This is a genomic window from Micromonospora chokoriensis, assembly GCF_900091505.1.
GTDB classification, from domain to species: Bacteria; Actinomycetota; Actinomycetes; order Mycobacteriales; family Micromonosporaceae; genus Micromonospora; species Micromonospora chokoriensis.
The window spans coordinates 4908129-4933829 of the sequence record NZ_LT607409.1 but is presented as its reverse complement, the minus strand read 5'-3'; the positions used below and the strand labels follow the sequence as shown (position 1 = coordinate 4933829).

Annotated in this window: 27 protein-coding genes; 14 read left to right on the top strand and 13 right to left on the bottom strand. The window is 71.3% G+C overall.

Annotation, left to right across the window (positions count from 1 at the left end; all coding sequences use genetic code 11):
* Nucleotides 1-89: 89 nt before the first annotated feature.
* On the bottom strand, nt 90-221 hold the full coding sequence (locus GA0070612_RS32860) for a hypothetical protein (protein ID WP_269458269.1): 132 nt from the start codon (nt 219-221) through the stop codon (nt 90-92).
* 510 nt (nt 222-731) lie between these two features.
* Here GA0070612_RS32860 and GA0070612_RS22860 point away from each other — a divergent pair.
* The 5 genes from GA0070612_RS22860 to GA0070612_RS22845 all read left to right on the top strand — a co-directional run bounded on the left by GA0070612_RS22860 (nt 732) and on the right by GA0070612_RS22845 (nt 3862).
* Nucleotides 732-1709 carry an RNA polymerase subunit sigma-70 gene (locus GA0070612_RS22860; RefSeq protein ID WP_088989782.1) on the top strand — a complete coding sequence of 326 codons (978 nt, stop codon included), beginning with the start codon at nt 732-734 and terminating at the stop codon, nt 1707-1709.
* Nucleotides 1710-1749: 40 nt separating this feature from the next.
* On the top strand, nt 1750-2184 hold the full coding sequence (locus GA0070612_RS22855; protein WP_088989781.1) for a DUF6069 family protein: 435 nt from the start codon (nt 1750-1752) through the stop codon (nt 2182-2184).
* Between the two features lie 85 nt (nt 2185-2269).
* Nucleotides 2270-2893 (top strand): DUF6518 family protein, encoded by a 624-nt coding sequence (locus GA0070612_RS22850; protein WP_088991697.1) that lies wholly within the window; start codon nt 2270-2272, stop codon nt 2891-2893.
* Between the two features lie 362 nt (nt 2894-3255).
* Nucleotides 3256-3417 carry a hypothetical protein gene (locus tag GA0070612_RS31575; RefSeq protein WP_157742571.1) on the top strand — a complete coding sequence of 54 codons (162 nt, stop codon included), beginning with the start codon at nt 3256-3258 and terminating at the stop codon, nt 3415-3417.
* Between the two features lie 112 nt (nt 3418-3529).
* Nucleotides 3530-3862, top strand: coding sequence for a hypothetical protein (locus GA0070612_RS22845; protein ID WP_088989780.1), 333 nt, complete (start codon nt 3530-3532; stop codon nt 3860-3862).
* 132 nt (nt 3863-3994) lie between these two features.
* On the opposite strand, the gene GA0070612_RS22840 is transcribed toward GA0070612_RS22845, so the two are convergent.
* From GA0070612_RS22840 to rph, 3 genes are all read right to left on the bottom strand, one after another.
* Nucleotides 3995-4510 carry a hypothetical protein gene (locus GA0070612_RS22840; protein ID WP_157742570.1) on the bottom strand — a complete coding sequence of 172 codons (516 nt, stop codon included), beginning with the start codon at nt 4508-4510 and terminating at the stop codon, nt 3995-3997.
* An 80-nt stretch (nt 4511-4590) separates the two neighbouring features.
* Nucleotides 4591-6096, bottom strand: coding sequence for a DUF1996 domain-containing protein (locus tag GA0070612_RS22835; protein WP_088989778.1), 1506 nt, complete (start codon nt 6094-6096; stop codon nt 4591-4593).
* Between the two features lie 356 nt (nt 6097-6452).
* A complete protein-coding gene (gene rph, locus GA0070612_RS22830) occupies nt 6453-9077 on the bottom strand; it encodes a rifamycin-inactivating phosphotransferase (protein ID WP_231924298.1) in 2625 nt (874 codons plus the stop codon).
* 254 nt (nt 9078-9331) lie between these two features.
* On the opposite strand from rph, the gene GA0070612_RS22825 reads away from it, so the two are divergent.
* The gene (locus GA0070612_RS22825; RefSeq protein WP_088989777.1) at nt 9332-9775 is read left to right on the top strand and encodes a DUF5990 family protein; all 444 of its coding nucleotides are present in this window, start codon (nt 9332-9334) and stop codon (nt 9773-9775) included.
* Nucleotides 9776-9779: 4 nt separating this feature from the next.
* Here the strand turns inward: GA0070612_RS22825 and GA0070612_RS22820 are convergent, their stop codons facing one another.
* The 3 genes from GA0070612_RS22820 to GA0070612_RS32855 all read right to left on the bottom strand — a co-directional run bounded on the left by GA0070612_RS22820 (nt 9780) and on the right by GA0070612_RS32855 (nt 11320).
* Nucleotides 9780-10871, bottom strand: a complete 1092-nt coding sequence (locus GA0070612_RS22820) for a winged helix DNA-binding domain-containing protein (RefSeq protein WP_088989776.1) — start codon at nt 10869-10871, stop codon at nt 9780-9782.
* A gap of 26 nt (nt 10872-10897) precedes the next feature.
* Nucleotides 10898-11050, bottom strand: coding sequence for a carbonic anhydrase (locus GA0070612_RS22815; RefSeq protein ID WP_231924297.1), 153 nt, complete (start codon nt 11048-11050; stop codon nt 10898-10900).
* Nucleotides 11051-11191: 141 nt separating this feature from the next.
* A complete protein-coding gene (locus GA0070612_RS32855) occupies nt 11192-11320 on the bottom strand; it encodes a hypothetical protein (RefSeq protein ID WP_269458268.1) in 129 nt (42 codons plus the stop codon).
* A 121-nt stretch (nt 11321-11441) separates the two neighbouring features.
* On the opposite strand from GA0070612_RS32855, the gene GA0070612_RS22810 reads away from it, so the two are divergent.
* The 3 genes from GA0070612_RS22810 to GA0070612_RS22800 all read left to right on the top strand — a co-directional run bounded on the left by GA0070612_RS22810 (nt 11442) and on the right by GA0070612_RS22800 (nt 14236).
* Entirely contained in the window at nt 11442-12110 is a 669-nt protein-coding gene (locus GA0070612_RS22810) for a HEAT repeat domain-containing protein (RefSeq protein WP_088989775.1), read from the top strand.
* A gap of 4 nt (nt 12111-12114) precedes the next feature.
* On the top strand, nt 12115-13110 hold the full coding sequence (locus tag GA0070612_RS22805) for a MerR family transcriptional regulator (protein WP_088991695.1): 996 nt from the start codon (nt 12115-12117) through the stop codon (nt 13108-13110).
* Nucleotides 13111-13246: 136 nt separating this feature from the next.
* Complete coding sequence (locus tag GA0070612_RS22800) at nt 13247-14236, top strand: hypothetical protein (RefSeq protein ID WP_157742569.1); 990 nt, start codon at nt 13247-13249, stop codon at nt 14234-14236.
* A gap of 61 nt (nt 14237-14297) precedes the next feature.
* Here the strand turns inward: GA0070612_RS22800 and GA0070612_RS22795 are convergent, their stop codons facing one another.
* From GA0070612_RS22795 to GA0070612_RS22785, 3 genes are all read right to left on the bottom strand, one after another.
* The gene (locus GA0070612_RS22795; RefSeq protein ID WP_088989773.1) at nt 14298-16355 is read right to left on the bottom strand and encodes an amylo-alpha-1,6-glucosidase; all 2058 of its coding nucleotides are present in this window, start codon (nt 16353-16355) and stop codon (nt 14298-14300) included.
* 3 nt (nt 16356-16358) lie between these two features.
* Nucleotides 16359-16757: an SCP2 sterol-binding domain-containing protein gene (locus GA0070612_RS22790; protein WP_088989772.1), complete on the bottom strand. Its 399-nt coding sequence runs from the start codon at nt 16755-16757 to the stop codon at nt 16359-16361.
* A 169-nt stretch (nt 16758-16926) separates the two neighbouring features.
* Nucleotides 16927-17943, bottom strand: a complete 1017-nt coding sequence (locus tag GA0070612_RS22785) for a carboxypeptidase-like regulatory domain-containing protein (RefSeq protein ID WP_088989771.1) — start codon at nt 17941-17943, stop codon at nt 16927-16929.
* Between the two features lie 231 nt (nt 17944-18174).
* On the opposite strand from GA0070612_RS22785, the gene GA0070612_RS22780 reads away from it, so the two are divergent.
* The 4 genes from GA0070612_RS22780 to GA0070612_RS22765 all read left to right on the top strand — a co-directional run bounded on the left by GA0070612_RS22780 (nt 18175) and on the right by GA0070612_RS22765 (nt 21845).
* On the top strand, nt 18175-19125 hold the full coding sequence (locus GA0070612_RS22780; RefSeq protein ID WP_088989770.1) for an SRPBCC family protein: 951 nt from the start codon (nt 18175-18177) through the stop codon (nt 19123-19125).
* Between the two features lie 31 nt (nt 19126-19156).
* Complete coding sequence (locus tag GA0070612_RS22775; RefSeq protein WP_088989769.1) at nt 19157-20329, top strand: zinc-dependent alcohol dehydrogenase; 1173 nt, start codon at nt 19157-19159, stop codon at nt 20327-20329.
* 425 nt (nt 20330-20754) lie between these two features.
* Complete coding sequence (locus GA0070612_RS22770; protein ID WP_088989768.1) at nt 20755-21351, top strand: GNAT family N-acetyltransferase; 597 nt, start codon at nt 20755-20757, stop codon at nt 21349-21351.
* A 107-nt stretch (nt 21352-21458) separates the two neighbouring features.
* Complete coding sequence (locus GA0070612_RS22765) at nt 21459-21845, top strand: DUF2267 domain-containing protein (RefSeq protein WP_088989767.1); 387 nt, start codon at nt 21459-21461, stop codon at nt 21843-21845.
* A 71-nt stretch (nt 21846-21916) separates the two neighbouring features.
* Here GA0070612_RS22765 and GA0070612_RS22760 read toward each other — a convergent pair whose 3' ends face one another.
* Complete coding sequence (locus tag GA0070612_RS22760; protein ID WP_088989766.1) at nt 21917-22921, bottom strand: S66 peptidase family protein; 1005 nt, start codon at nt 22919-22921, stop codon at nt 21917-21919.
* Between the two features lie 187 nt (nt 22922-23108).
* Nucleotides 23109-24587 (bottom strand): glutamate--cysteine ligase family protein, encoded by a 1479-nt coding sequence (locus tag GA0070612_RS22755; protein ID WP_088991694.1) that lies wholly within the window; start codon nt 24585-24587, stop codon nt 23109-23111.
* 132 nt (nt 24588-24719) lie between these two features.
* Here GA0070612_RS22755 and GA0070612_RS22750 point away from each other — a divergent pair, with 132 nt between their 5' ends.
* Nucleotides 24720-25058 (top strand): DUF3817 domain-containing protein, encoded by a 339-nt coding sequence (locus GA0070612_RS22750; protein ID WP_088989765.1) that lies wholly within the window; start codon nt 24720-24722, stop codon nt 25056-25058.
* Nucleotides 25059-25152: 94 nt separating this feature from the next.
* On the opposite strand, the gene GA0070612_RS22745 is transcribed toward GA0070612_RS22750, so the two are convergent.
* The gene (locus tag GA0070612_RS22745) at nt 25153-25701 is read right to left on the bottom strand and encodes a hypothetical protein (RefSeq protein WP_197699470.1); all 549 of its coding nucleotides are present in this window, start codon (nt 25699-25701) and stop codon (nt 25153-25155) included.

Sequence of the window (25701 nt, the reverse complement as noted above, 5' to 3'; positions counted from 1 at the left end):
GCCCGGGTTCGCGGCGCCCGTCCGCCACAGTACGAAGGGACCACGCACCCGAGTGGTCCCTTCGCTGGTCGTTGGGTAGCGGCTAGACCTCAGGCTGGCAGCGCGGAGACGACGCGCCAACCGGCACCGAGCGCCCGCACCACACGGATGCGGAACACGAGGCAGGCCACGATCGCCGCGAGGACGACCAGGACCACGACCGGCAGGAGTACGAGCGCCACGGGGAGCACCGGAACCCAGAAGCGGATGGGCCGATGGTCCGGGCGGTCGACAGTGACGGTCACCAACTGCGGCATCACGATCGGCCGTCCAACTCGGCCAACGCCTGCTGTGCGGTGATCTCACCGCGGCGCAGCCGGTCGATGATGTCGGCCCGCGACGGAGCCGGGTCGGTCTCGACGAAGTCGAGCATCTGCGTGATCCGGTTGAATATCGCGCTCGTGGTCGCGTGTGCCTAGGGCGTGATCCACTCGCTTTCACGGAAACCGGGGGTGTCCAAGCTCCTTCGACAGGCCGGTTTCCCGGAACCCGAGTTGATCTCGCCGTCGACGGGCCGGTTGGCCGGGAACACGAAGACGCGGCGGGGCCCGGAGAAGCTTGCGACGCGGGGCGGGCACACCTGTCGATCTGGCGATGTGCTCACGAGCCCACCGGCCAGGACCGGTGATGAGTTTTCCGACCCGCGCCCGTCACACCTACGACAGGGCATGATGAGGCGGAAGGATGGCGTGATGAGCGCGAATGTGAGGGACCTCGCCGAGGTCGACGAGCCGGAGTTCACCGGCCTGGCGCAGCGGCACCGGCGGGAGCTGCACGTGCACTGCTACCGGATGCTCGGATCGTTCGAAGACGCTGAGGACGCCGTGCAGGAGACGTTCCTCCGGGCCTGGCGGCGGCGGGAGACCTTCGAGGGGCGCTCGACGTTCCGGGCCTGGCTGTACCGGATCGCCACCAACGCCTGCCTGGACTTCCTCGCCAAGCGCCGCCCGCAGCCGGCGGCCGGCGGCGAGGCGCGCTGGTTGCAGCCCTACCCGGACCGGCTGCTCGACGAACTGCCGTCGGGCGACGCCGACGGGCCGGAGGCCGTCGCCGTCGCGCGGGAGACGATCGAGCTGGCGTACGTGGTCGCCGTCCAGCACCTCGCGCCGCGCCCACGGGCCGCGCTGATCCTGCGCGACGTGCTCGGCTGGCCCGCGAAGGACGTCGCGGAACTGCTCGGCGACTCCGTCAACTCGGTGAACAGCGCGCTGCAACGGGCCCGCGCCGGCATGCGCGAGCACCTGCCCGCCGAACGGCAGGACTGGACCGGCGGCGACGAGGACGCCGAGACCCGTGAATTGGTACGCCGCTTCACCGAGGCTAGCGTCGCCACGGACATCGGCCGGCTCACCACGATGCTGCGCGACGACGTGCGGTGCTCGATGCCGCCCACTCCGGGCCTGCACATCGGCCGTGACCCGGTGCTGAAGGACTGGATCGACGGCGGCTTCGACCGCATGACGGGCCTGCGCGGCGTCCCCACCGCCGTCAACCGGCAACCCGCCGTCGCCTTCTACCACTGGCGGGAGCGGGAGAACGCGTACCTGCCGCTGTCGATCGACGTCCTGCGCATCACCGGCGGGGCGATCACCGAAGTCACCATCTTCGACGGCGGCCAGTTCCCGCGGCTCGGGCTGCCGGAGCGGCTGCCGGCAGGCGGCACGCAGTAGTCCCGCTGTCCGCCCGCCACCGAACCAATGGAGCACTGACATGACCAGCACCAACGCAACCCCGGCATCCACTCAGACCAACCGCCGAATCCTCGGACTCGCCGGCACCGGCCTCGTCGCCACCCTCGCGGCGATGGTGACCACCACAGTCGCCGCCGCACTCACCCAGGCCGCCGGCGTCGACTTCGCGATCCCGGACGGCGGGGAGAAGATCCCGCTGGGCGGGTTCGCCGTGGTGACCGGCTTCTTCTCGGTCGTCGGCATCGTCATCGCCGTCGCTCTGCTGCGGTGGAGCGCCCACCCCGCCCAGCGGTTCCTCTGGACGGCGGTGTCGTTGACCGTGATCTCGCTGGTCCCGCCCCTGCTCGCCGGGGCGAACACCGCCACCACCGTCGCTCTCCTCGCGCTGCACCTCGTACCGGCGACGGTCATGATCCCCACCCTGACGCGAAGCCTCCACGCCCGGGCGGGTTGACGGTCGCACCCCGGCTCCCGGACCTCGGCCCTCCGGTTGCGGGGGCCGCCGGGGTGGTGCCGCATACTCGGTATGCTCGGTGATCATGCGACCTGGTGATCGGACGGTGGCGCTCGCCTCCGTGGTGGGCGGCTTCCTGCTCGGCGTCCTCGACTTCTGCTGGATCAAGTGGCTGCCGTTCCCCGTCGCCGAACTCGGCAACTCCACCGCCACCTGGGCGGTCGCTGCCTTCTTCTTCGGATACCGGGTACGGTCCGGGTGGCTTCGCGCCGCGCTCGGCGCCACCGTCCTGCTCGTCGTCGCGGTACCCAGCTACTACCTCGCGGCCACACTCCTGCAAGGCGACGACCTCGCGGTCCTCTGGGCACCGTCGTCCCTGGTCTGGATGTTCTTCGGGGTGCTCGCCGGAGTGGTGTTCGGCACCGCGGGAACGTGGGCGCGCGGCACGGGTTGGCGGCAGGTCGTCGGCGCGGCGCTGCCGGCAGCAGTGTTCTTCGAGGAAGCCGTCCGGTTCGCCGGCAAGGCGACCCACCCCAACTACTCCTCCAGCATGTGGTGGAACGTCGCCATCGACATCGCCCTGGGTCTGCTGATCGTCGCGCTGACCGGCAGGTCACACCGTCAGCGGGCACTCGCCCTCGCGGTGGCCGTACCCCTGGCGGCCGTGATCCTGGTGAGTTTCGCGCTGGTCGGCGGAGCCCTCTCCTAACAGCCGCGCTGCGCTCCCGCCGCTGCGCTCCCGGGCTCGCGCCGCTGCGCTCCCGGGCTCGCGGCGCGGCGCGGCGCGGCGCGGCGCCCCAAGATCCGCGCAAGTTCCGGGATGTTGCTGCCTCCGGCAGGCGGGAGACACCAACATCCGTGATGTTGTGCGGATCGTGGCGGCGGGCAGCCGGCGCAGGCCACGAGCAGGCCATGAGCGGGCGCGGCGGACTGCCGTGTGGGGCCCGAACCCTGCCACTGCCGCCGGCCCGGCCATGCTGGGCGGGGGGCTGAGTCCGATGGCAGAATTGGCATGATCATGGGGTGTCCGTAGCCGAGCCATCCGAAGGCGGGTCACCGCCACAATCTCCCGTGCCGTCCGACGACGCGGCCCTGCCCGAGCAGAGCCCGGCCGGGGTGGCCGAGAGCGTGCCGGCGCGCAGCGACCTGGCCACGCTTCTCGTACTGCTGCTGATCTCGGCTGTGCTCCTGGCCTTGCTCGCCTGCTGCGGCGCCGCCTGGCTCTACAACTGATCCCGGCTCGGCCTGGCGGTCGCCGGTGCCCCCGCGCGTTGCGCTGTTGCGGTTCTCCACCGGCCACCCGACGCGGACCTGCTGCGGGCGTACCTCGGATAACCTGTGGCCCGTGGAATCCGTGGACGTGGTCCTGGCCGTCGCCTGCCTCACGGCCAGCCTGGCCATGGCCACCGTGCTGCTCTACCGAAGCCGTGGCGGCACGCAGGTGCCCCGGATCTTCGGCCGCCCACAGCCCTTCCCACGACTGCGGGCCGGGATGTACGTCTGCCTGGGCCTCGGGCTGGGCGGCGGCTGGCTCGTGAAGGATTTCTTCCCACCCCACTCCACCGGCGACACGGTGCTGTTCAACGTGGTGCGGGCCCTGCTGGTGGTTGCCGTCGTCACGGCCCTGCTGAGCGCGCTCCGGCACCCGCGGTCCGTCCCCGACGAGGCCGCCCGCTGAGGCCGGCTCCCGACGACCTTCACGTGCTCGTGGCGGTTGCGGACGGCGCGCACCGCGCCGGCCAGGTCGAGGTCGTGGTCTCGACCCAGAGACTGCCCGTCATCGACTCGCCCGCACGGTGGTGCCCATCGATCAGTCGACGCAGGCCGTGAACCGGCTCGACCAGCCTTCGTCGGGCCTCCCGTTGAGGGCGAGCAGTTCGAAGCCGTTGCCGTCGTGGCTGACGAGCAACGCGTCGCCGAACTCGTACGGATCGGGGGCCTCCTGCTCGTGCCGACTCGCGGACGCGCGTTTTCCGAAGTCCAGCCGCACCCACCAGCGGGAGTCGACGTGCTCGTCTTCGCTGAGCAGCCACGTGCCGTCGGTGGACGTGGGCTTGCGGCCGTCGAAGTAGGTACGCCAGATGAACTGGTCGGTCCACGTGTCGCGGAGGTCGCGAAGGAGGTGTGAAAGATAGGTGTCGGACATCGGCTCGACCCGCGACGACCCGTCCTGCCGCAGGTCGATGCGGTCGCCGGAGGAGCCGCACCAGGCTCGCGTCAGGTCGGCGTTCGTCGGGATCGGCGGGGGAGGGGTCGACGTACAGCCGACAGTGAGGGTCGCCAGCAGGGTCAGTGTGGCTGTCACGGCACCGGTCTTGATCCACACGCCGGCCACTCTAGGACCCGCCTCCCACAGACTGACGGCCCCCGCACCGGAGTGCGAGGGCCATCTCTGTCCAGGGTCGGTCAGCCGCCGGCGAAGGTCACCTCGGTGTCGCACTTGGCGTTCTGGTTGAGGCAGGACTTCACCAGTGCACCGAGGCGGGCCGGCTCCCAGGCGTTCATGAAGTCACCGTGCATGGACGACGGCTTGCCGGAGGAGAGGCTGAGACCGTCACCGCCCAGCGACTGGTAGTTCACCATGAAGGACAGATCCGGCACGGCCACCGGGTACTTGCCGGTGCAGACCCCGTTCACCGGGTCGCCCATGTGCGACTTGTGGTCGGGCGAGTCGATGTTCTTGCCGTCCCAGCAGTCCTTGAACACGAGCTGGAAGATCAGGTTGCCGCCGGGGGCGCAGACCGGCCAGTTGCCGTCGGCGCTGCGGCCGATCTCGGCGCTGCCGGCGCACCAGAACTGGTTGCTACCGGCGTTCTTCGGGGTGTCCACCTGCCTCTTCGCGTCACCCTCGACGACCCGCAGGCCCGGCGGGAACGGCTTGACGGTCGACGGGTCCTTGACCCGTGAGCCGTAGTAGACGCGGAAGCTCTTGATCGGCACGGCCTTGCCGTCCTTGCGCAGCTCCGGGACCCAGTAGGCGCTGTTGTCACCCGGGGCGTTGCAGTTGGTCGTCGCGGAGAGCAGCTGGTCCGTCGTGGTGAAGGCGTCGACCTTCGTACCGAAGAAGGTGTGCATGTGGGAGGCGCCGGGCAGGCCGGGCACGACGATCGGGTCGTCCGGCGCGGAGTTGGCGACCTCGCAGTCGGTGTGGAACTCGGGGACCCTGGTGGTGCCCGGCGTCACCGCCTTCGGCGTGATCGCGTTGAAGGCGGCCAGTTCCCTGTTCCACCGGGCCTGGTCCACAGGCACCCAGCCGGCCGGCGCGCTCGGCGGCACCGACGCGGAGGCGGACGACGACGGCGTGACGCTCGGGGTGGCCGAGGCGCTCGGCGACGTGCTCGGCGTGGTCGAGGCGCTGGGCGACGCGCCGGCCGCGGGGCCGAACGTGAACCAGTTCAGGTTGACGAAGTCCGACGTCGAGGTGCTCTTCAGCACGGCGAAGACGGTCTGCGGGCCGGCGGGCACACTCGACGCCTTCGCGGCGACTGTCGTCCACTTCTGCCAGCCGCCGGTCTGGGCGATCGGGAAGCTGGCCAGCACCGTGCCGTCCTGCGCGCCGAGGCGCAGTTCGACGGTGCCGCCGGCGGAGTTGTGCGACGACACCCGGGCGGTCAGGTCGGCGCCGGTGATGGACACGCCGTCGTACCGCAGCCAGTCGCCGTTGGCCAGCCAGCCGACGTTGCGGCCGCCGTCGGCGTCGCCGGTGCTCTCGGTCTGCGCGCCGGACTGCGCCGCGAAGGCCTCCGCCTGGACCCGGCCCGGGACGGCGACCTCCTCGGCCTGGGCGCCGGCGATGTAGATGCCGCTCGCGGTCAGCGCGGCGGCGACCGCGCCGGCCAGCGTGAGGCGGGTGACACGACGACGCTTGCGCGCCCGGTCCGGCGGTGCGACATGCGCGGGGGGAGTCCGCATTACCAATTGTCCTTCGAGTCGACGACACAGCTGATGGCGAAAGAAGTATGAGTGGGCCGGGGGATTCGCATCAACTCGTGGACGAAGAATTAAGGGAACCATTTCGGACGTTCCCTGGTGGCCGGCTTGTCGGCGTCGGATAACAGTTTTTCGGCCGCACTTTCTTAAGTCTCCATTAAGCGCCTGGAGTGGATCGATGGGGGCTTCACCTGGGATTACGTAGACGGGAATCGCCGGGCCGGCCGGCACCGTGAATGTGATTCAGTCGACCGCCGAAAATCGGTAATGTGTGACCGGTGGGGCGTTCTGCGCGGCGTGGTCCGCGCCGGCGGCGGCTGTTTGTCGGTCCGCGAGTGTCAGGGCAGGATCTCGACGTACCCGTCGCTGCCGTGCACGCGGATCCGCTGCCCGTCGCGGATCAGCCGGGTGGCGTCGAGGACGCTGACGACGGCCGGCAGGCCGTACTCCCGGGCGATCACCGCGCCGTGCGTCATCAACCCGCCGACCTCCGTGACCAGGCCGGCGATGCCGACGAACAGGGGCGTCCAGCTGGGGTCCGTGTGGGCCGTGACGAGGATGTCGCCGGCTTCGAGATCGGCCTCGGCCATGTCGAGGATGACGCGGGCGCGGCCCTCGACGGTCCCGGCGGACACCGGCACCCCGATCAGCGCGCCGGGCGGCACGTCGTCCCGTCGGTAGGCCCCGGTGAGGACCTCGCCGTCCGAGGTCATCACCCGGGGAGGTGTGAGCGCCTGGTACGCCCGGAACTCGTCCCGGCGCTGACTGATCAGCTCGTGGTCCACCCGGTGCGAGCGCACGGCCTCGTGGAACTCCTGGAACGTGAGGTAGAAGACGTCCTCCCGCTCGGTGAGCACACCGGCCCGCACGAGGCGCTCGGCCTCGGCGAGCAGGGCCTTCTTGTAGACGAAGTAGCGGCTGACGATGCCGTACTTCGGGTACTCCCGGTAGCCGACGAAGGTCCGTACCCGCTCGATCATGCGCTCGGTCTCGTCGGCCTTGCGTTCCCCGTCCGGCAGCGCCCGCAGGCGCGTCAACACCTCCTGCGCCTTCTCGCGCGCCTGCCGCTGCCCCTGCGCGAAGCGTCTCCTGGCGGCACCGGGCTCGAAGAGCCGGACGTTGTCGAGGATCACCGGCACGAGCGTGCCGGGGCGTTCGCTCCACCGTGGCCGGGTGATGTCGATCTCCCCGACGCAGCGCATGCCGTACCGGTCGAGGTACGCCTCGATGGCGTCGCGCGCGGTGGCCCCGCCCGGGAGTTTCGGCAGCTCGTCGAGGAAGCCGTCGTCCTCGACGCCGCGCAGGAACGCCACCACCTCCGGATGCGGACGGATCTCGTCGGCGACGTCCAGCAGCGCCAGGCCCATCTCCGAGGTGATGTTGCCGGGGGCGGACAGGGTGAGGGTGTCCGCGGCGTTCTTCTCGCCCAGCCACTCGTACAGCCGGTCGTTGAGCCACCAGGTGGCCTCCATGCCGGCCATGATCGCCTGCATGGTCAGCGGGTCGGTGAGGATCCGCTTGTGTTCCTCGGAGGCCTCCAGCAGGAAGTCGAACAGCGCCGTACCGGTCACCGTCGCGATGTCCCGCCGCAGGGCGGCGACGGACGCCTCGTTGCGCTCGACCAGCTCGGTCACGATGGTCGGGTCGGTCTCGATCGACGCGCCGCCGGTCGGCAGCCGGGCGGGACCACCCTCAGCCACAGGCGTCGTCGGAACGAACCCCGGGCGGTCGAGGAGCGTCTGCAACGCGTCCCTCATCAGCGGATCGGACTTCCCGACCATCTCCAGGAACCCGGCGCGACCCGGCGAGGCCAGCAGCCCGATGGCGTCGACGAACAACCGGCCGCCGGCCTCCAACATCGGAGCCATGGCCGTCAACTGCCACATGGACAGCCCCAGCGGCCTCATGGCGTCGGTCATCATCTGCTGGTGACCGACCGAGAGGTAGACGTGGTTGCCCTGGTCGCCGGCCGCGGGCAGCGGGAACAGCGTGGTGATCGGCCGGCTCTGCACGATCAGGAAGTCGTCGTCGACCAGGCACCATTCGATGTCCTGCGGGCGGCCAACGTGAGCCTCGATCCGTCGCCCGAGCCGCACCAGCCGCACGACCTGCGCCTCGGTCAACGCCGGCTGCTCCTGGCGCTGCGGGTCGATCGCCACCTCCCGCGTACCGCCGCCCGGCACGGCGACGACGGCACGGTGTTTGGCGGCCACCGCCCTGGTGACGACCTCGCCGTCGCGCACCGTGAAGACGTCCGGGTTCACCAGGCCGGACACCAGGGCCTCGCCGAGACCGAAGCCGGCGTCCACCGTGGCGACCCTCCGGTCGCCCGACACCGGGTCGGCGGTGAACAGGATGCCGGCCGCGTCCGGAAAGACCATCTGCTGTACGACGACAGCCATCCGCACCGCACGGTGGTCGACGCCGTTGCGCAGCCGGTAGACGACGGCCCGCTCGGTGAACAGCGACGCCCAGCACCGGCTGACGTGCCGCAGGATCTCCTGCGGCCCCACCACGTTCAGGTAGGTGTCCTGCTGACCCGCGAAGGAGGCCGTGGGGGAGTCCTCCGCCGTCGCGCTGGACCGGACGGCGTAGGCCGCCTCCGCGCCGAACCCGGCGAGCGCGCCGGTGATCGCGGCCGCCAGGTCGCCCGGGACCGGGGTCTCCTCGATGCTCCGGCGGATCTCCGCGCTGAGCGTACCGATCGCCTCCCGGTCGTCCGGGTCGAGGCGGGAGAGCTGGTCGAGCAGCTCGTCGACCGACGGAGTCTGCGCCATGACCCGCCGGAAGGCGGTCGTCGTCACGCAGAACCCGGCCGGTACGCGTACCCCGTCGATCCGCGACAGCACGCCCAGGTGCGCGGCCTTGCCCCCGACGACCGCCACCTGCGTCTCGTCGACCTCCCGGAGGTCCACCAGCGGTGCGAGGTCGCTGCGGCCCTCGTCCATCGACAACACACCCATGTCGTGCCCCCCGTTGCGTCCTGATGCTGGTCCGGCCGCAGATTCTGCGCCAGGACCGGGGTCTTGCCGCAAGCCCCCAGGTGCGATATACGTTAGAAGCGGCAGGGAGAGTCATCTCCTTGCCTTTACTTTTTTGCCCCTCGGGCGGTGCGGTGACCTGCCTGACCGCCGCACTTCCCGGTCGGCCCCACCAGGCGGGCACCGCCACCACCGACTGGCGCACCCGCACCGGTCGAGGAACGAGAATCGCCAGCATGCGGATCCGGATCGACGGCACCGACCTGCCCGGTCGCGGTACCGGTGCGGAGGTCGACGCGCTGCGGCGGGGCAACGTGCACGTCGGCGTCCAACGCAAGGCCGAGGTGGTCGATCTGGTGCCGGCCGACGCCGCCGACGCCACCTGGCACGTCGAGGTGTCCAGCCGTGAGATCGACGGGATGCTCGACGTCGGCGGCCCGTGGGTGCACGGCCGCCCCGGTGCACGATTCCTGTACCTGAGCTGGGGCGCGGTGACCGAGGACGGCTTCGCGGTGTTCCGACGAGCGAAGCTGATGTTCACCGACGTCCCGCCCGAGTTGCTGCGCGCCGCACACGAGGGCCGCGGGGTGCTGGTCGGCCGGGTCGGGCTGACCGACGCCGCCGGCGGGCCGCGCTGCGCCCGGGTGCAGCCTCCCGCCGTCGCCTGGACGGTGCGGTGAGTGACTAGCCGGCGACGTCGACACCGGCCAGGGCGACGGCCCGGTGCGCGGCGAGGCGTTCGGCCTGGGCGGTGATGGCGTCGCGCGTCGCGCCCGACAGCCGCTGCCAGGGACGCACGGCGACCGTGAGCTTCCTGCCGGACGTGCGCGGACGCCAGATGCCCACCAACTCGCCGTCGACCAGGACGGCGCCGGGGCGACCCAGCACGGGCCACAACTCCTTGGCGTGGGCAGCGTTCGGCACCAGTGTCGCCCGGTCCTTCGCCTGCAGGAACAGGTCGTACGGGCCGAGGAGGCGGGTGCCCGTGCCGTCGGCCGACTCCAGCGCAGGTATGTCGGCCGCCAGCAGTGAGCGCACCTCACCGTCGACAGTCACCTCGACCACGTCCTCGGGCCACAGCGTCTTCACGTCCTTGACCGGGGCGTCGAGATAGTCGGCCACCTGTTTCGGGGTCGCCGGGCCGAGCAGCCGAAGGTACGCGCGGATGAGGTCGAACCGGTCGCCCGCAGCGGCTGCCTTCCGGAACCCGGCGATGCGCCGCAGGATCGGAGGTGACGTGTCGAGCTGGAGTTCCAGTCCGGCCCGCACGGCGGCGAGCCGGAACGGCATCTCGTACAGGTGGGTGGCGTCGCACGGCCGGCAGGACCGCAGGTACGGCTCGGGCAGCATCGTGGCCAGGCGGCCGGACACGTCCCCCTTGACCGTCGGCCTGGTGACGACAGCCCGCATGCGGGCGGCCACCTCGTCGAGGGCCGCGAGGTTGCCGATGCCAGCGGCTTTCAAGGGTCGGGACGCGTCGTAGATGCGCTTGCCGGCGTCCGCGTCGGTGAAGGGTTCGACAGCGGCCGCCACCGTGCCGACGTCGGCACGACGGTAGAGGTGTGGAGCGCCCCGCACGGTCCACAGCAGGACCACCTCCGTGTCGGACAACGTGGTCACGTCGACCCCGCGCACCGCCAGCGCCCACCGGGCACCGTCCGGCCCGGTGTTCTGCACCCCGATGTCCAGCACGGCGGTGTCGGCGAGCGTGCCCGCGCCCCGGTCGAGCTGCTGGGCGTGGACGCGGAAGTTCAACACCTGGCGCCGATCGACCATGACTGAACCCTAGTCGGCGGCTCTCGTCAGGCCACCAGCGAAACTCGCCCGTTGTCCAGGTCGTAGCGGGCGCCCACGACGCGCAGCGTGCCCTGGTGCACCTTCTCCGAGATGATCGAGCTGCGGGCACTGAGCGCCGCCACCTGGGCGACGGCGTTGGCGCGGACCCCGTTCTCCACCAGGTCTCCGGGCTGGTGCCGGCCGTGCCCGGAGGTGAACCGCCGGTTTCCGGCCCGCAGTCGACGCCCCGCCTACGCCACCACCGCCGGCCTGGGCGCGTCGAGCGGGTCACGCGGCGTGGATCGCCCCCGTGCTGGGGTTCATCCCGTGCTGACGAACCCCGCCGCCAGCGCGGCCCAGGACAGCGCCAGCAGCCAGGTTGGTGGCATCCTCGCCCCTTCCGCAGCTGGGCGTCGACCCGCCGCCCGCAGCCGAACGTGCAGGACCATCGAGGACACCTCGGAGTGTGGCACGCGGTACCGGCCCGCAGTGCGGAAAAGGCGCAGGCGAGGATCGCTTGACCTTGACACAGTGACAAGGTCTGCACTGGGGTCCGAGGAGGTGAGTTCGATGACCGGTCCACAACAGGACACGACCACCATGAGGGCTCTCCAGGGGCTGAAACACACCGACGCGTCGGTGCGGCTGCGCGCGGCCCTGGCCGTCGGCACGACCCCGGACCCACGAGGCGTCGACCCGCTCGTCGCGCGCTGCGCGGTCGAGCCCGACTTCTCCGTACGCGAAATGCTCACCTGGGCCCTGACCCGCCACCCGGCGGCGCTGACGGTCCCCAGGCTGCTCGGCGAACTCGGCGCGGAGCGCGCGCAGGCGCGCAGCCAGGCGCTGCACACGCTGTCGAAGATCGGGGACCGGCGGGCGTGGCCGGCGATCACGCGGGCGCTGCTCACCGACGCCGACGACGAGGTGGCCCGCAGCGCCTGGCGGGCGGCGGTCGCCCTGGTGCCCGACGGTGCGGCGACCGACCTGGCCGAGGTGCTGTCGACGCAGTTGGGGCGGGGCAACCGGGAGACGCGGTTGAGCTTGAGCCGAGCGCTGATCGCGCTCGGCGAGGTGATCATCCCGATCCTGGGGGCCGCGGCGACCGACCCCGATCCTCGGGTACGCGCGCACGCCACCGCCACCCAGCGGCTGTGGGAGGACCCGGACGCCGGTTTCGAGTACGCGACCGACGAGGCCATCCGTGTGGTGGCACTCGGCCCGGCGGCGGCGAGCGGGTGACCGGGTGCTGATCGGCGAGGTGGCACGGCGGTCCGGGGTGAGCGCGCGCATGCTCCGGCACTACGACTCGCTCGGGCTGGTCCGGCCGACCGGTCGGACCAGCACCGGCTACCGCGAGTACACCACCGCGGACATCCAGCTGATCTTCCAGGTCGAGAGCCTACGGTCGCTGGGGCTGTCGCTGCGCGACGTCCGGCGGGCGCTCGACGACCCCGGGTTCGCTCCCTCGGCCCTCGTCGACGACCTCATCCGACAGACGCGGGAGCGCATCGCGGGCGAGACGGAGTTGCTGAACCGGCTGCGCCGGATCGGTGCGGCGGACCCGGCCGACTGGGCGGACGTCCTGGAGACCGTCGCCCTGCTGCGCGGACTGGGTTCGGAGAGCGCCGGCCGGCGTCAGCGTGCTGCCCTGTCCTCGGCGGAGAAGGTCCCGGTGGAGGCCCTGGTCGAGGCGGTGCTCGGCGAGGCCGACCCGAACGTCGCCGGTGCCCTGCGCTGGGCCCTGGCGCAGTCCGCCGACAGCGGGCTGGCCCTGCTGGCGGAAGGACTGCGGTCGCCGGACGCAGTGGTACGCAGACGGGCCGTCGAAACGGTCGTCGAGATCCCGCACGACGCGGCGACCGACCTGCTGCGCGACGCCCTCACCCACGCCGACGTCGTGGTCCGCCGACACGCGGCTCTGGCGCTCGGCGCGCGGGGCGTGGCCGACGCCGTTGCGACACTCGTCGACATGGTCGTGGAGGAGGCCCACGACGTCGACGCCGCCGACGCGTTGAGCGCGTTGGCGAACGACAGCGCGTTGGCGGACCGGATCACGACCACGCTCGTCGACCGCCTCGCGCACGAATCGGTGCGACAGTCGGCGCGTCGACGGTTGACCCAGGCGCTCGCGGACATCCCCGGGCCGGCCGCCTCCTGCGCCCTCGCCGAGCTGAGCCGGGACCAGGACCGGGTCGTCGCCATGACGGCGACGTACGTCCTCGGGCTGCGCGACGGCTGATCGACGGCGTCCGCCCACAGTGGAGGACGGTGGACAAAATTCCGACGTTGCGCATGCGATGCCCCTCCGATGGCCCAGCCTGGTAGTCGACTCGCCACTGCGGGTGACCGTGCACAAGGGACTGTGGAGGTTCGGCATGCTGTTCATCGCCGAGGACAAGGCGACGTACCCCGGTGGTCAGATCCCCAACCTGGAGGACGACGAGAAGGCTTACGGCGAGATCGCCGAGCGGATCGAAACGCTGCTGCCGAAAGGCTTCGAGGGCGACGCGCTCGGGCAGCTGGTCACCTGGTCGGCGACCAGGTTCGGCGACGCCAAGCGCTTCGACACCTGGGTCGACGCCGTGAAGGCCGCCACCGACTACGCCCGGAAGGGGTTCGCCGGCGGCCCCGACCAGCGGCAGCGGGACCAGGCCCTCGACGGCGCCGTGCTGACGAAGCTCGACACGGCGCTGGCGAGCACCGGGCGGACCGACGACAAGCAGGTGACACTGCGCGACAAGAGCCGACGGTGGGCCAACTGCGGCCTCGCCGCGTACCAGATCCGTGAGCAGTTGAAAGCCAAGGGCGGCGAACTCGTCGGGAAGCCGGCGGAGACCTTCGGCGCGGGTGAGGGTGACGATCTCAGGAAGGCACTGCTCGCCACGCCCGCCAGTGCCAAGACCGTCCTGCTGCTGGACTGTCAGTTCCCCCAGGTGCACAACTTCGTCATCGAGGTGCACCACGACGGGACGCGCTATCTTGCCCAGGGCTACCAGGGTGCGTACTTCGCGCACTGGTGGCTCGGGCTGGACGACAGCTACGCCGGCACGGCGGGCGCCGACATCCTCGCGCTGCGCGACCGATACGGGCGGGGCCGGCCGATCAGCCCCGAGGACTGGGCGAGCCTGGTCGACAGCCTGGTCACGACGATCTCCTCCACCTGGCCGCAGGTCGCGGAGCAGTGGCGCACGTTGCCCTTCAACCCCGACCGACAGGAGGTGGACGGCATCAAGGGTCGCTCCGGCTCGCCGACCTTCGTGGTGGAGGCGTTCCAGGTGTGCAACCCGGAGGCGGCGCGCGAGGCCCTCGGCGGCGGTGGCGGGTCGCTCAGCGAACTGGCGACCAGAGGGCTGTCCGCCGACTGACCGACGCACGAGGCGGGCGCAACCGGAACTGCTCCCCGGTCGCGCCCGCCCGCTGTCGTCGCTACGACGGGGGATGATCGGGGCGATGGCGGGCGAACGCGTCGGCCTTGCCCCAACGGCCGGGGATGTCCAGCAGCGCCATCCGACCGAAGGCGTGCGGCAGCGCGGGGTCCACGGCCAGATGGTCCTCGTGCGGGTTGAGGCCGAGCATGGTGCGGATGAGCAGCATGCACGCCCCGCTGGACCACGCCTGTGGGCTGCCGGCGGTGGGGTACCGGACCGGGTACCGGGTGGTGGCGCGGTCGAACCCGCCGAACGCCTCGGGCAGCCGCCCCTGGAAGTAGGTGGCCGCGGAGAGGATGCTCTCGGCGATACGGCCCGCCTCGCTGGTGAAGCCGTACCGGCGCAGACCCCAGGCGATGAACGAGTTGTCAAACGGCCAGACCGTGCCGTTGTGGTAGCCGAGCGGGTTGTACCGGCGCTGCCCCTCGGCGAACGTCCGCACCCCCCAACCGGAGAAGAGCGCCGGACCCATCAGGTGCTCGACGATCCGCGGGGCCCTCTCCGGCGGCACGATGCCGCTCCACAGCAGATGCCCGATGTTGGAGGACAGACTGTCGACGGGAGTGCCGTCGTGGTCCAGGGCGAGGGCGTAGAAGCCGCGGTCCTCCAACCAGAAGTCCCGGTTGAAGCGGTCGTACAGGGCCGCCGCCTCCTGCTCCAGCCGGTCGGCGAAGGCCGGGTCGCCCCAGACGGTACGCGCCAGCCGCGCACCCCGGATCTTGGCGTCGTAGGCGTACCCCTGGGTTTCGCAGGTGGCCCTCGGGAAGCCGGGCAGCCGACCGTCGGCGTAGGAGATGCTGTCCCAGGAGTCCTTCCAGCACTGGTTGTCGAGGCCGGTGGCACGGTTGCGCCGCTCGTACCAGATGTAGCCGGTGGAGGTCAGGTCCGCGTACCTGTCGATCCAGGTCAGGGCGGCGCGAGCCTCCTGCTCCAGCTCCAGCGCCAGCGCGGTGTCGCCGCTCCACCGCTCGTACTCGTCGAGCAGCACCACGAACAGCGGCGACGCGTCCACCGTGCCGTAGTACGGGGAGTGCGGCTGTTCCTCGAACGCGGCCGACTCCCCGTAGCGCAGCTCGTGCAGGATCCGGCCGGGATCCTCCTCCAGCACGTCGTCGCGCCGGGCGCCCTGCAGCGACGCCAGGATCCGCAGCGTCGGCGGAGCCAGCGACGGCGTCACGGCCAGGGTCTGCAAGCAGGTCAGCAGGCTGTCCCGGCCGAACAGGGTCATGAACCAGGGCAGCCCGGCCGCCGGCACTGTCGCGCCGCCCAACGACAGCGGAGCGAAGCGCAGCGCGGCCAGGTCCACCAGGCTGCGGGTGTACACCTGTTGGAGGGCGACGCTGTCGGTGTCCAACGTCGGGGCCGCCGCGACCCAGGCCCGCAGACTGGCCGGCAGGGTGGTCTCGTCCGGACGCTGCGCCCGCAGGGCGGAGCGCAGGTCGACGCCGTCCGGGCGTAGCGCCCGCATCGCCGCCTGTAGGCGCGTCGACCACTGCTCTCCGGGGCCGAGCTGGACCGTGAACCGCAGGCCGTCCGGGTCGTACTCGGCGGGTTCGGTGGCGGAGACGACCACCTCACGGTGGTACGTGGACCGCCGGTATCCCAGGCGCAGATCGTTCGGCCCGACCTCCGTGTAGTACGTGCCGGCCTTGTCGCTGACGTCGAACTTGATCTCGAAGATGTCGGCGAAGTCGGCGGCCACCTCCAGGCGGATGTCGAGTTCCATCTCCCGCTCGCCGTAGTTGAAGATCGTCAACGACTCGGTGAGGTCCGGGCCGATCCGCCTGCGCCGGATCGCCGACACGTCGGCCTGCACGTAGTCCACCGCCGCGCCCGGCACCACGAAGAACGTGACCTCGTAGTACTGGCTGTCGTCCACCGACAACGCGGTCATGCACTCGCCGTTGACGAAGAGCATCCAGCGGGACAGGAAGCGGGTGTCGGCGGCGAACAGCCCGACCGGAGCGGCGGGGGAGGACTCCACATCGCCACTGGCGTCGGACACCATGAAGGTGTTCCCGTCGATGCACGCCACGGTGCCCTGGATGTCCTGCATCGGTCACCCGCCGCCGTCCGGGCCGTCGTTTCGGGCGGCGTCCCGGCCGTCGTCTCGGCCGCCGTGTTCCGGCGGCTCCGGCTCCCGCGGGAACAGGCGCCCGATCCGCAACGCCAGGCCGAGGTCACCGTCGACCAGGATCTCGCCCCGGGTGATCGCCGCCAGCCCGTTCACCTCGCCACGGGCCATCGCGTCCGCCACCCGCGCCGAAACCATGATCACGGTGGTGGCCGGCGCGCCGCTCCTCGTCACCCGCATCCGGCCGTGGTCGATGTCGAGGAGCCACTGGTCGAGGTGGTCCCCGTCCCGGATGTCGAAGCGCACACTCCCACAGACCTTGCTGAAACGCGGGTCCTGGCCGGCGACTGTCAACCGGTCGAAAAAGGCGCTGGTCGCCGTCATCCCACCTCCCCGGCCGCTGCAGAAGCCCGGGTGCCTACCCGAACTGGGCCGCTGTTAACTCTGCCGGGCACATGTCGGTCAGCGATATCCGACTGTCGGCGTGGTCCTGGTGGCACTGACCGTCGTCGGTCTGGTCACCGTGATCCGGTGGGTGCGGTAGGCCGCCGGGTCACCTCAGGTCGAAGTCCACGACGCGCGGTGCACGCCGGATCCGCACCGAGGTCGCGGCGTCGAATCCGGCCGCGTCCCGGTGCCACACCGGCTGGGCGTACGAGCAGTCGCAGCGCAGCTTCACCCGCTGACCGGGGAGCAGGCGCAGGCCGTAACCGTCGCCCACGTCCGCCACGCCGGCCAGGTCCCCGGTCACCGCGTCGAATGCGACCACCTGGGCGTAGGTGGCCAGCTCGTCGACGCGTACCTCCCCGGTGAGCGGGGTCCCGGCGGGAAGCGCCTGGTTCAGGGTCGCCGTCTGTTGGGCGCGGACCCGCACCGTCCGCGCCTGCGCCCGGGTGCCCACCCCACCGGACCACACGGTCGCGAACCCGCTCGCGGCGAACTGCACCGGCCAGTGGTACGGCCCGAGACCGGTGATCGTGTAACGGCCCTCCTCGTCGGTCATGGGGCCGTGGTCGCCGTACTTCGGGTGCGGCACGTACGGCACCACCATCACCAACGCGTAGGGAACCGGTGCGCCGGTCGCGGCATCGGTCACCACGCCGACGACGGTGCCGGGCGGGTCGAGCCGGACGGCCGGGGCGTTGGTCACCGTGCCGGCCCGGACGTGGACCACCTGCGCCCGTTCGCGCTCACCGGTGCCGCCGTGCCGGCCCACCCATTGCCAGCCGTGGACCGTCGCGTCGTAGGGGCGCACCAGCAGCCGGTACGTTCCCGGGGCCACGTCGCTGGTCAGCAGGACACCCTGCTCGTCGGAGCAGCCCCCGTACCGGCCGAGTTGGTCCTCGCCCTGCGTGACGGCCGACAACGCGGCGGCGTCGGTCGGCACGAGCGCGGCGCAGGCCCGGGCGACCGGCGCGCCGGTGGCCGCGTCGCGCACCACCGTGCGGACCTGGCCGGGCGTGGAAGACCCGGACCCTGGGGTACGCGCGGCAGCCGGCGCGGCGGCCTCCACGACGAGCAGTGCTACGGCGACGGTGGCGGTCAGGTGGCGCAGGAGTGCGCGGCTCATGGGCGTGGTCCCTTCCGTTGGGGTGAGCCGACGCTAACGGTCCGTAGCCGATCCAAATCGGTCAATGTCGCTATGCCGACGGTTGGAGGGCCGGCAATCAGCGCGGGCCTGTGCGCAAGGGGCCTTGTGCCCGAATCGGGCGCACGGGTCACGAGTACCGCATAGCGTCACGGGGCAGGTCCACCGCGCTCCGCGGTGGACCGGTGGTGACGTTCACCGGAGGAAACGGACATGAGCCGTGTCGAGACTGTGCTCCTGCCGGAGTTGGACGGGCCGGTGCCGGCGAGGCTGCCGAGCGCGCTCGGCCTGCTGAGCCTGGCCCTGGGCGTGGGCGCGCTGGTCGCGCCCGGCCCGCTCGCGCGACTGACCGGGGTGGACGACTCGCCGGCCGCGCGGGCTGTGCTCCCGACGATCGGTCTGCGCGAGCTGGGCAGCGCCGCCGGCCTGCTCAGCGGCCGTCGCCCCGCGGGCTGGGCGTGGAGCCGGGTGGCCGGCGACGCCATGGACCTGACAGTGCTCGGGCGTGCCCTCGCCGACCGCGACGGTGAGCGCCGCCGCCGGGTCGCGCTGACCACGGCCGCGGTCGCCGGGATCACCGCCCTCGATCTGCTCTCCGCGGTGCGCATCGGCCGGGCAAGACGTGCTCGCGCCCGGGTGATCCGGATGGAGATCGCCGTGACCGTCAACCGCTCGCCCGCCGAGGCGTACCGGTTCTGGCGCGACGTCGAGAACCTGCCCCGGTTCATGGCGCACCTCGAATCGGTACGCGCCGACGACCTGCGCCGCTCGCACTGGGTCGCCCGAGGCCCGGCGGGTCGACACGTCGAGTGGGATGCCGAGATCATCGACGACCAGCCGAACAAGTCGATCACCTGGCGATCGTTGCCCGGTACCGGCGTGCCCAACGCCGGTCGGGTGCGATTCGTGCCCGCGCCCGGTGACCGGGGCACCGAGGTCCGGGTGGAGCTGCGCTACGCGCCACCCGCCGGAGCGCTCGGCAGAACGGTGGCGAAGCTCTTCGGCGAGGAACCCGAGCAGCAGGTCCGGGACGACCTGCGCCGGTTTAAGCAGGTGCTGGAGACCGGCGAGGTGGTCCGCTCCGAGAGCAGCCCCAACGGCATCTCCGTACGCCAACAGGCCGCGCAGCGCCCCGCCCAGCCGCTGCCGTCGTCCCGCCGTTGATCCGCGCCCACGCTTTGGAGAGGGACCGAGAATGAAGGCCACCGCCTGGATGGGCACCGACAGCGTCAAGGTGATCGACGTACCCGACCCCACGATCATGAACGCCCGGGACGCGATAGTGCGGATCACCACCACCGCGATCTGCGGCTCCGACCTGCACCTCTACCACGGCTACATCCCCGCGATGCGCAAGGGCGACATCCTCGGTCACGAGTTCATGGGCGAGGTGGTCGAGGTGGGCCCGCAGGTCCGCAACCTCAAGCCGGGCGATCGGGTGGTGGTGCCCTTCCCGATCGCCTGTGGGCACTGCTCGTCCTGTCAGCGTGGCCTCTACTCGGTGTGCGAGAACTCCAACCCCAACGCCGGCATCGCCGAGAAGATCATGGGGCATTCGCCGTCGGGCATCTTCGGCTACTCCCACCTGCTCGGCGGCTACGCCGGCGGTCAGGCCGAGTACGCCCGGGTGCCGTTCGCCGACGTCGGCCCGTTGAAGGTGCCCGACGAGGTCACCGACGACCAGGCGGTCATGCTCGCCGACGTGTTCCCGACCGGCTACATGGGCGCCGAGATGTGCGACATCAAACCCGGTCAGGTCGTCGCGGTCTGGGGCGCCGGGCCGGTCGGGCTGTTCGCCGCGGCCAGCGCCCGCCTGCTCGGCGCCGAGCAGGTGATCATCATCGACCGTTACCCGTACCGGCTGCGGCTGGCCGAGGAGCACATCGGTGCCGAGACCGTCAACTACGAGGAGTCCGACGTGCTGGACACCCTCAACGAGATGACCGCCGGCCGAGGGCCCGACGCGTGCATCGACGCGGTTGGCCTGGAAGGACACCACGGCAACGCCGCGATGTACGCCTACGACCGGGCGAAGCAGGCCGCGCGCGTCGAGACGGAACGGCCGTTCGCCCTGCGCCAGGCGATCCTGGCCTGCCGCTCGGGTGGTGTGGTGTCGGTCGTCGGCGCGTACGGCGGGTTCGTCGACACGTTCCCGATGGGCGCGTTCATGAACCGGTCGCTGACCATGCGGACCGGTCAGTGCCACGTCCAGCGCTACACCCGCCCGCTCCTGGACCGCATCCAACGCGGCGAGATCGACCCCAGCTTCATCGTCAGCCACCGGATGCCGCTGCGCGACGCCCCGAAGGGCTACAAGATCTTCCAGAAGAAGCAGGACGACTGCACGAAGGTGCTGCTCAAGGTCTGACCGGGCGGTCAGCCGGCCGGCCGGGGATGCTTTGTGGGCTGCCTATGGAGCTGATGCCGTAAACGATTCAGCCCGAGCCGGCCTGGAGCGCCCCGGTGGCGAAGCCGAGCGTCGGATCCGTGATGGCGTCGCGGCCCGAATGTGACATGTCGCCGCAGCCCGGACGCGCCAGATAGCCATGGCCCCGAGGGCGGCTTGTCGTTGCGGCCCGGGGCGGTGGTCGTCGCGGTCCGGGCGCGGCTTGTCGTCACGGGACGAATGCGCGATCTCGTGACCCGTCGGGCCGTCTGATGTCATAAACGATTCAGGTCCAAAGGGGCCGACTGCCACCCTGGGTCGCGCTGCGCGCTGCGCGTTGCGCGTTGCGCGTTGCGCGCCGCGAACTGCGGGCGCGTCGTCCGTCGTGCGGCGGCTAGCGTGTCGCCATGGACAGTGGTGACACGCCGGTGCCGGTCTCGGTCGACCCCACCGTCCGGCTGCGGCCGGTTACCGAGCCCGACCTGGGGATGTTCCGGCGGTTCCGCACCGAGCCGGGCCTGATCGGGCTGGACTGGGCCGGCTTCCGCGACGCCGGCGCGCCGGCCAGGCGGTTCGCCGAAGACGGCTACCTCGGCGAGGACGACGGGCGGCTCGTCGTGGAGGTCGAACAGGAACGGGAGCAGGAGCAGGTTGCCGTCGGCATCGTCAGCTACACCGCTGGGCGTTACGCCGGGCGGGCGTCGTACTGGGAGATCGGCATCGTCCTGCTGCCGCCGTGGCGGGGTCGGGGCATCGGCTGGCGGGCGCAGGCACTTCTCTGCGACTACCTCTTCCAGCACACCCCGGCGCAGCGCATCCAGGCCGGCACCCACCCGGAGAACCTGGCCGAGCAGCGGTCGCTGGAGAAGGCCGGCTTCCAGCTCGAAGGCGTCATCCGGGCCTGCGAGTTCCGGGCCGGTCGGTGGCGTGACGGCTACCTCTACAGCCGACTGCGCGACGACCCGCCTCCTGCGGCGCTCACCCAGGCCCTGCCCGTCATGTGACGCGACGTCCGGGTCGGCGGGCGGCCCGTTTGTGACCCGGGCCCGCGGGAACCCACCCCGTTCGCCCGCTGGCCGGCCGGTCGGCGGTCGAGGGGAGGGAGCGCGTCATGGAGTACGAGCAGATGATCGCCACGGTCCGGCAGCGCGCCGGTCTCGGGGAGAACGAGGCTGTCCGGTCCGTGCAGGCCGTCCTGTCGGTGCTCGGGGAACGGCTCGCCGGCCAGGAGGCCGACAACCTGGCGGCACAACTGCCCGAGCCGCTCAACGGGTCCGTCACCCGCAACCCGCAGGGCCGCCGGTGGGACGTCGGCGACTTCCTGAAGCACGTCGGTGACCGCGAACAGGTCGCGAACGCGGACCAGGTGCGCGAACACGCCCAGGCGGTGCTGCGTACCGTCGCCGAGGCGCTCGACGACGACGAGCGGAACGACCTGCTCGCCCAACTACCCGGCGGTATCACCGATCTCTTCGGCGTGCCCACCCCACGCGGCTGACCACCGCGGCGTCGCGGCCCGCGGCGCAGCACCGAGGCGTCGCGGCCCGCGTGGGTACGCGGGCCACGCGGTCAGCGGGCGCGGACCCCGGCCTCCACGGTCAGGGTCCCCGCCTCGGCGTCGATCGTGGCCCGTGCGCCGAGCGGCACGGTGAGCTGGCCGTTGCCGTGCCCCAACCGCAGCCCGCCCAGGACCGGCACACCCAGGTCGTACAGGCGGTCCTTCAGCACCGCCGCCGCGTCCCACTCGCCTGGTTCGCCGACGCTGTTGGTGATCTGGCCGATCACCACCCCGGCGACCCTGGACAACACGCCCACCCGGCGCAGCTCGGTCAGCATCATGTCGATGCTGTACGGCGCCTCGTCCACGTCCTCGAAGAACAGGATGGCGCCGTCGAAACTCGGGGCGTCGCCCGCGCCGAGCGACGTGGAGATCAACGTGAGGCAGCCGCCGAGCAGCGGACCCGATGCCCGTCCCGGCACCAGCACGGGGGCGGCGGTCTCGGCCGGATCCCTGGTGATCGTGACGGGTGCGGTGGTCATCACCGCCCTGCGCAGCGCCTCGGCCGAGTCGGCACCGGTGCGGTTGTCGGTCCAGTTGACCATCGGGCCGTAGAACGTGGACAGCCCGGTCTCGCGCCACAGTTTGCCGTGGATGCTGGTGATGTCACTGAAGCCCACCACCACCCGGGGGTCGCGGCGCAGGCCGGACACGTCGATGTGATCGACGATCCGTTGGGTGCCGTAGCCGCCGCGGGCGGCGAAGACGGCCCGGACTCCCGGGTCGTTGAGGGCGGCGTTCAGATCCGCCAGCCGTTGGGCGTCGGTGCCCGCCAGGTAGCCGTACCTGGTGAAGACGTGGGTGCCCAGCTCGACCTCCAGCCCCCAGCCGCGCAGGATCTCGATGCCACGGGCCATGTTCGTCGGATCGGGAGTGCTGCCCGGCGACACGACCCGGACCCGGTCACCGGGAGCCAGCGCCGGCGCCCGCAGCACCCGCTTCGGACGAGCCGGCGCGGCCTGCGCCCTGTCGGTCGGGCCGACCAGCACCGCGCTGCCGGCGGCCGCCGCGCCCATTCCCAGCACCTGGCGCCGGGACAAAGCCGCCCGTGCGCGTCCGTCGGTCAAAGAGTGATCTGGTCCAGACGTGGCCATCGGCGTCTCCTCATCGTCCCCGTAGCGATGCGTGAGCCGCCACAGCCTACGACAAACGTCGATGACGTGGGGTGTCCACAACAGACGGAGAGGTCGGAGACGGAGGAGCCTACGGGATCGGCCACTCGTGCACCGGCCGGTTGCTGTGCATCAGGTCCACGTAGTGACGGACCACCTCACGCAGCGCCTCCGGCCGGTCCAGGTGGTCGGCGGACTCCAGGCGGTGCAGCGTCTCCACCTGCCAGCTCGCGCCGTTACGGCCGGTCAGGCAACGCTGCTCGATGATGCCGAGCAACCGGTCACGCTCCGCCGGGTCGAGCCCCCACCGGTCCAGCCCGTGATGCGCCAGCGGCAACAACCGGCGCAGCACCAGCTCGCTCACCGGAAGGTAGCCGAGGCCGGGCCAGAACACCTGCGCGTCGATCCCGTGCCGGGCGCAGTTGGTGAAGTTCTCCTCGGCGGCGCTGAACGACATCTGCGACCACAGTGGTCGGTCCGCCTCGGCGAGGGCCCGGACCAGACCGAAGTAGAACGCCCCGTTGGCGACGGTGTCCGACACCGTCGGGCCGGCCGGCAGCACCCGGTTCTCCACCCGCAGATGGGGCCGGCCGCGCGACACGTCGTACACCGGGCGGTTCCACCGGTAGACGGTGCCGTTGTGCAGTCGCAACTCGTTGAGGTTGGGCACCTCGCCGGCCGCCAGGGACTGCGCCGGGTCCTCCGGGTCGCAGACCGGCAACAACGCCGGGAAGTACCGCACGTTCTCCTCGAACAGGTCGAACACGCTGGTGATCCAGCGTTCACCGAACCAGACTCTGGGGCGTACCCCCTGGGCTTTGATCTCTTCCGACCGGGTGTCGGTGGCCTGCTGGAACAGCGGGATGCGGGTCTCGCGCCACAGCTCCCGGCCGAAGAACAACGGCGAGTTCGCGCCGACCGCGACCTGGATGCCGGCGACCGCCTGGGCGGCGTTCCAGTAGTCGGCGAACTGGGGCGGGCTGACCTGAAGGTGGAACTGGGTGCTCGTGCAGGCCGCCTCCGGGGTGATCGTGTCGGCGGTGACCGCCAACCGCTCCACGCCGCTGATGGCGATCGGCAGATCCTCACCGCGAGCCGCGAAGATCTGCTCGTTGAGCAGCTTGTAACGAGGGTTGGCCGAGAGCGTCTCGGCGGTCAGGTGCTCGGGGCGCAACGTCGGCAGGATGCCGATCATGACCATGTGCGCGCCGATCGTCCGCGCCTTCACCTCGGCGGCGTTGAGGCTGGCCCGCACGTACTCCTCGAAGTCGGCGGTGCCGGTGCCGGTGAGCCGGCGCGGCGGCACGTTGATCTCCACGTTGAACTGGCCCAGCTCGGTCTGGAAGCTCGGGTCGGCGATGGCCGCCAACACGTCGGCGTTGCGCATCGCCGGGTTCGACGACTCGTCGACGAGGTTCAGCTCGATCTCCACACCGGTCATCGGCCGGTCGACGTCGAAGCGCGACTCGCGCAGCATCTCGGCGAAGACATCCAGACAGCGGCGGACCTTGTCGCGATAGCGGGCCCGATCTTCTCGACTGAAGGTTCGTACGCCGACGTCCTCGCCCATGGTCACCACCCTGTCACCGCTGGTCCCTCCAACCTCGCACGCGACCGACGGGCGGGGGAAGGGCTGACGGTTCTTTCCTACCCAGTCAGCGCGCCCGGCTAGCATTGCGCCGCGAAAGGTGGTGGCGTGCGGATGCGCGAGAAGGTGACCCGGTTGTTCGTCGTGGCGGCGATCGCTGAGGCCTGCTCCTGGCTGGCTCTGCTGGTCGGCATGCTGGTCAAGTACGGTCCGCCGGAGAACGAGCTGGGCGTCAAGATCTTCGGGCCGATCCACGGCGGCCTGTTCGTCGCGTACGTCCTGCTGGTGCTCGCCGTGGCCCGACTGCACCGGTGGAGCCTCCTGGCCACGGCGGTGGCCCTCGCCAGTGCGGTGCCGCCGTTCGCCACGCTGATCTTCGAGCGCTGGGCCCGCCGCCGGGGCATGCTCGGCGTCGACCGCCAGCCCGCCCGCGAGCCCGCGCCGGTCGGCTGACCGGGCTGACCGGTCACGTCCGGGCCGGGCCGGGCCGGTCAGGTCAGCGCGGAGCAGGCCGGGCGCTCAGGTCAGCGCGGAGCAGGCCGGGCGCTCAGGTCAGCGCGGAGCAGGCCACGACGCCGGTCAGCAACAGACCGCCCAGGAACGCCTGCAACAGCAACGGCGGCCCGAGGTGCGACCAGAGCGTCGCGGTACGCGGGGTCAGCAGTTGACCGGTGGTGAGGTTGACGATCCGCTCGATCCGGGGTGGCAGCTCCGGATCCCGTTGCGGACGCAGTGTGAGTTGCACCTGGTCGGCCGGGTGCAGCGCGCTCTGCGGCAGGTGACCGTGCAGCTCCACCTCGCAGAGCTGACCGGCGGTGTTGCGCAGTCGCACCGGGGTGACCAGATATTCCGGGCCCTGCTTCAACTGCTTCCAACGGCGACGGGCGCCACCACCGCCGAACGAGAAGAGCGAGCGCAGCAGCAGGGCGGGCAGGCTGGCGACCGCCGCCGCCGCGAGCACCGCCACCAGTACCGGCTGCCCGATGCGTACCTCGCGGGTGTAGCCGTCCAGCAGGCGGATCAGCCGCCCCGTGACGATTCGCTCCGTCGGGTGCACGATGCGTCGGGTATCGAGTCCGCTGTCCATTTCCACCAC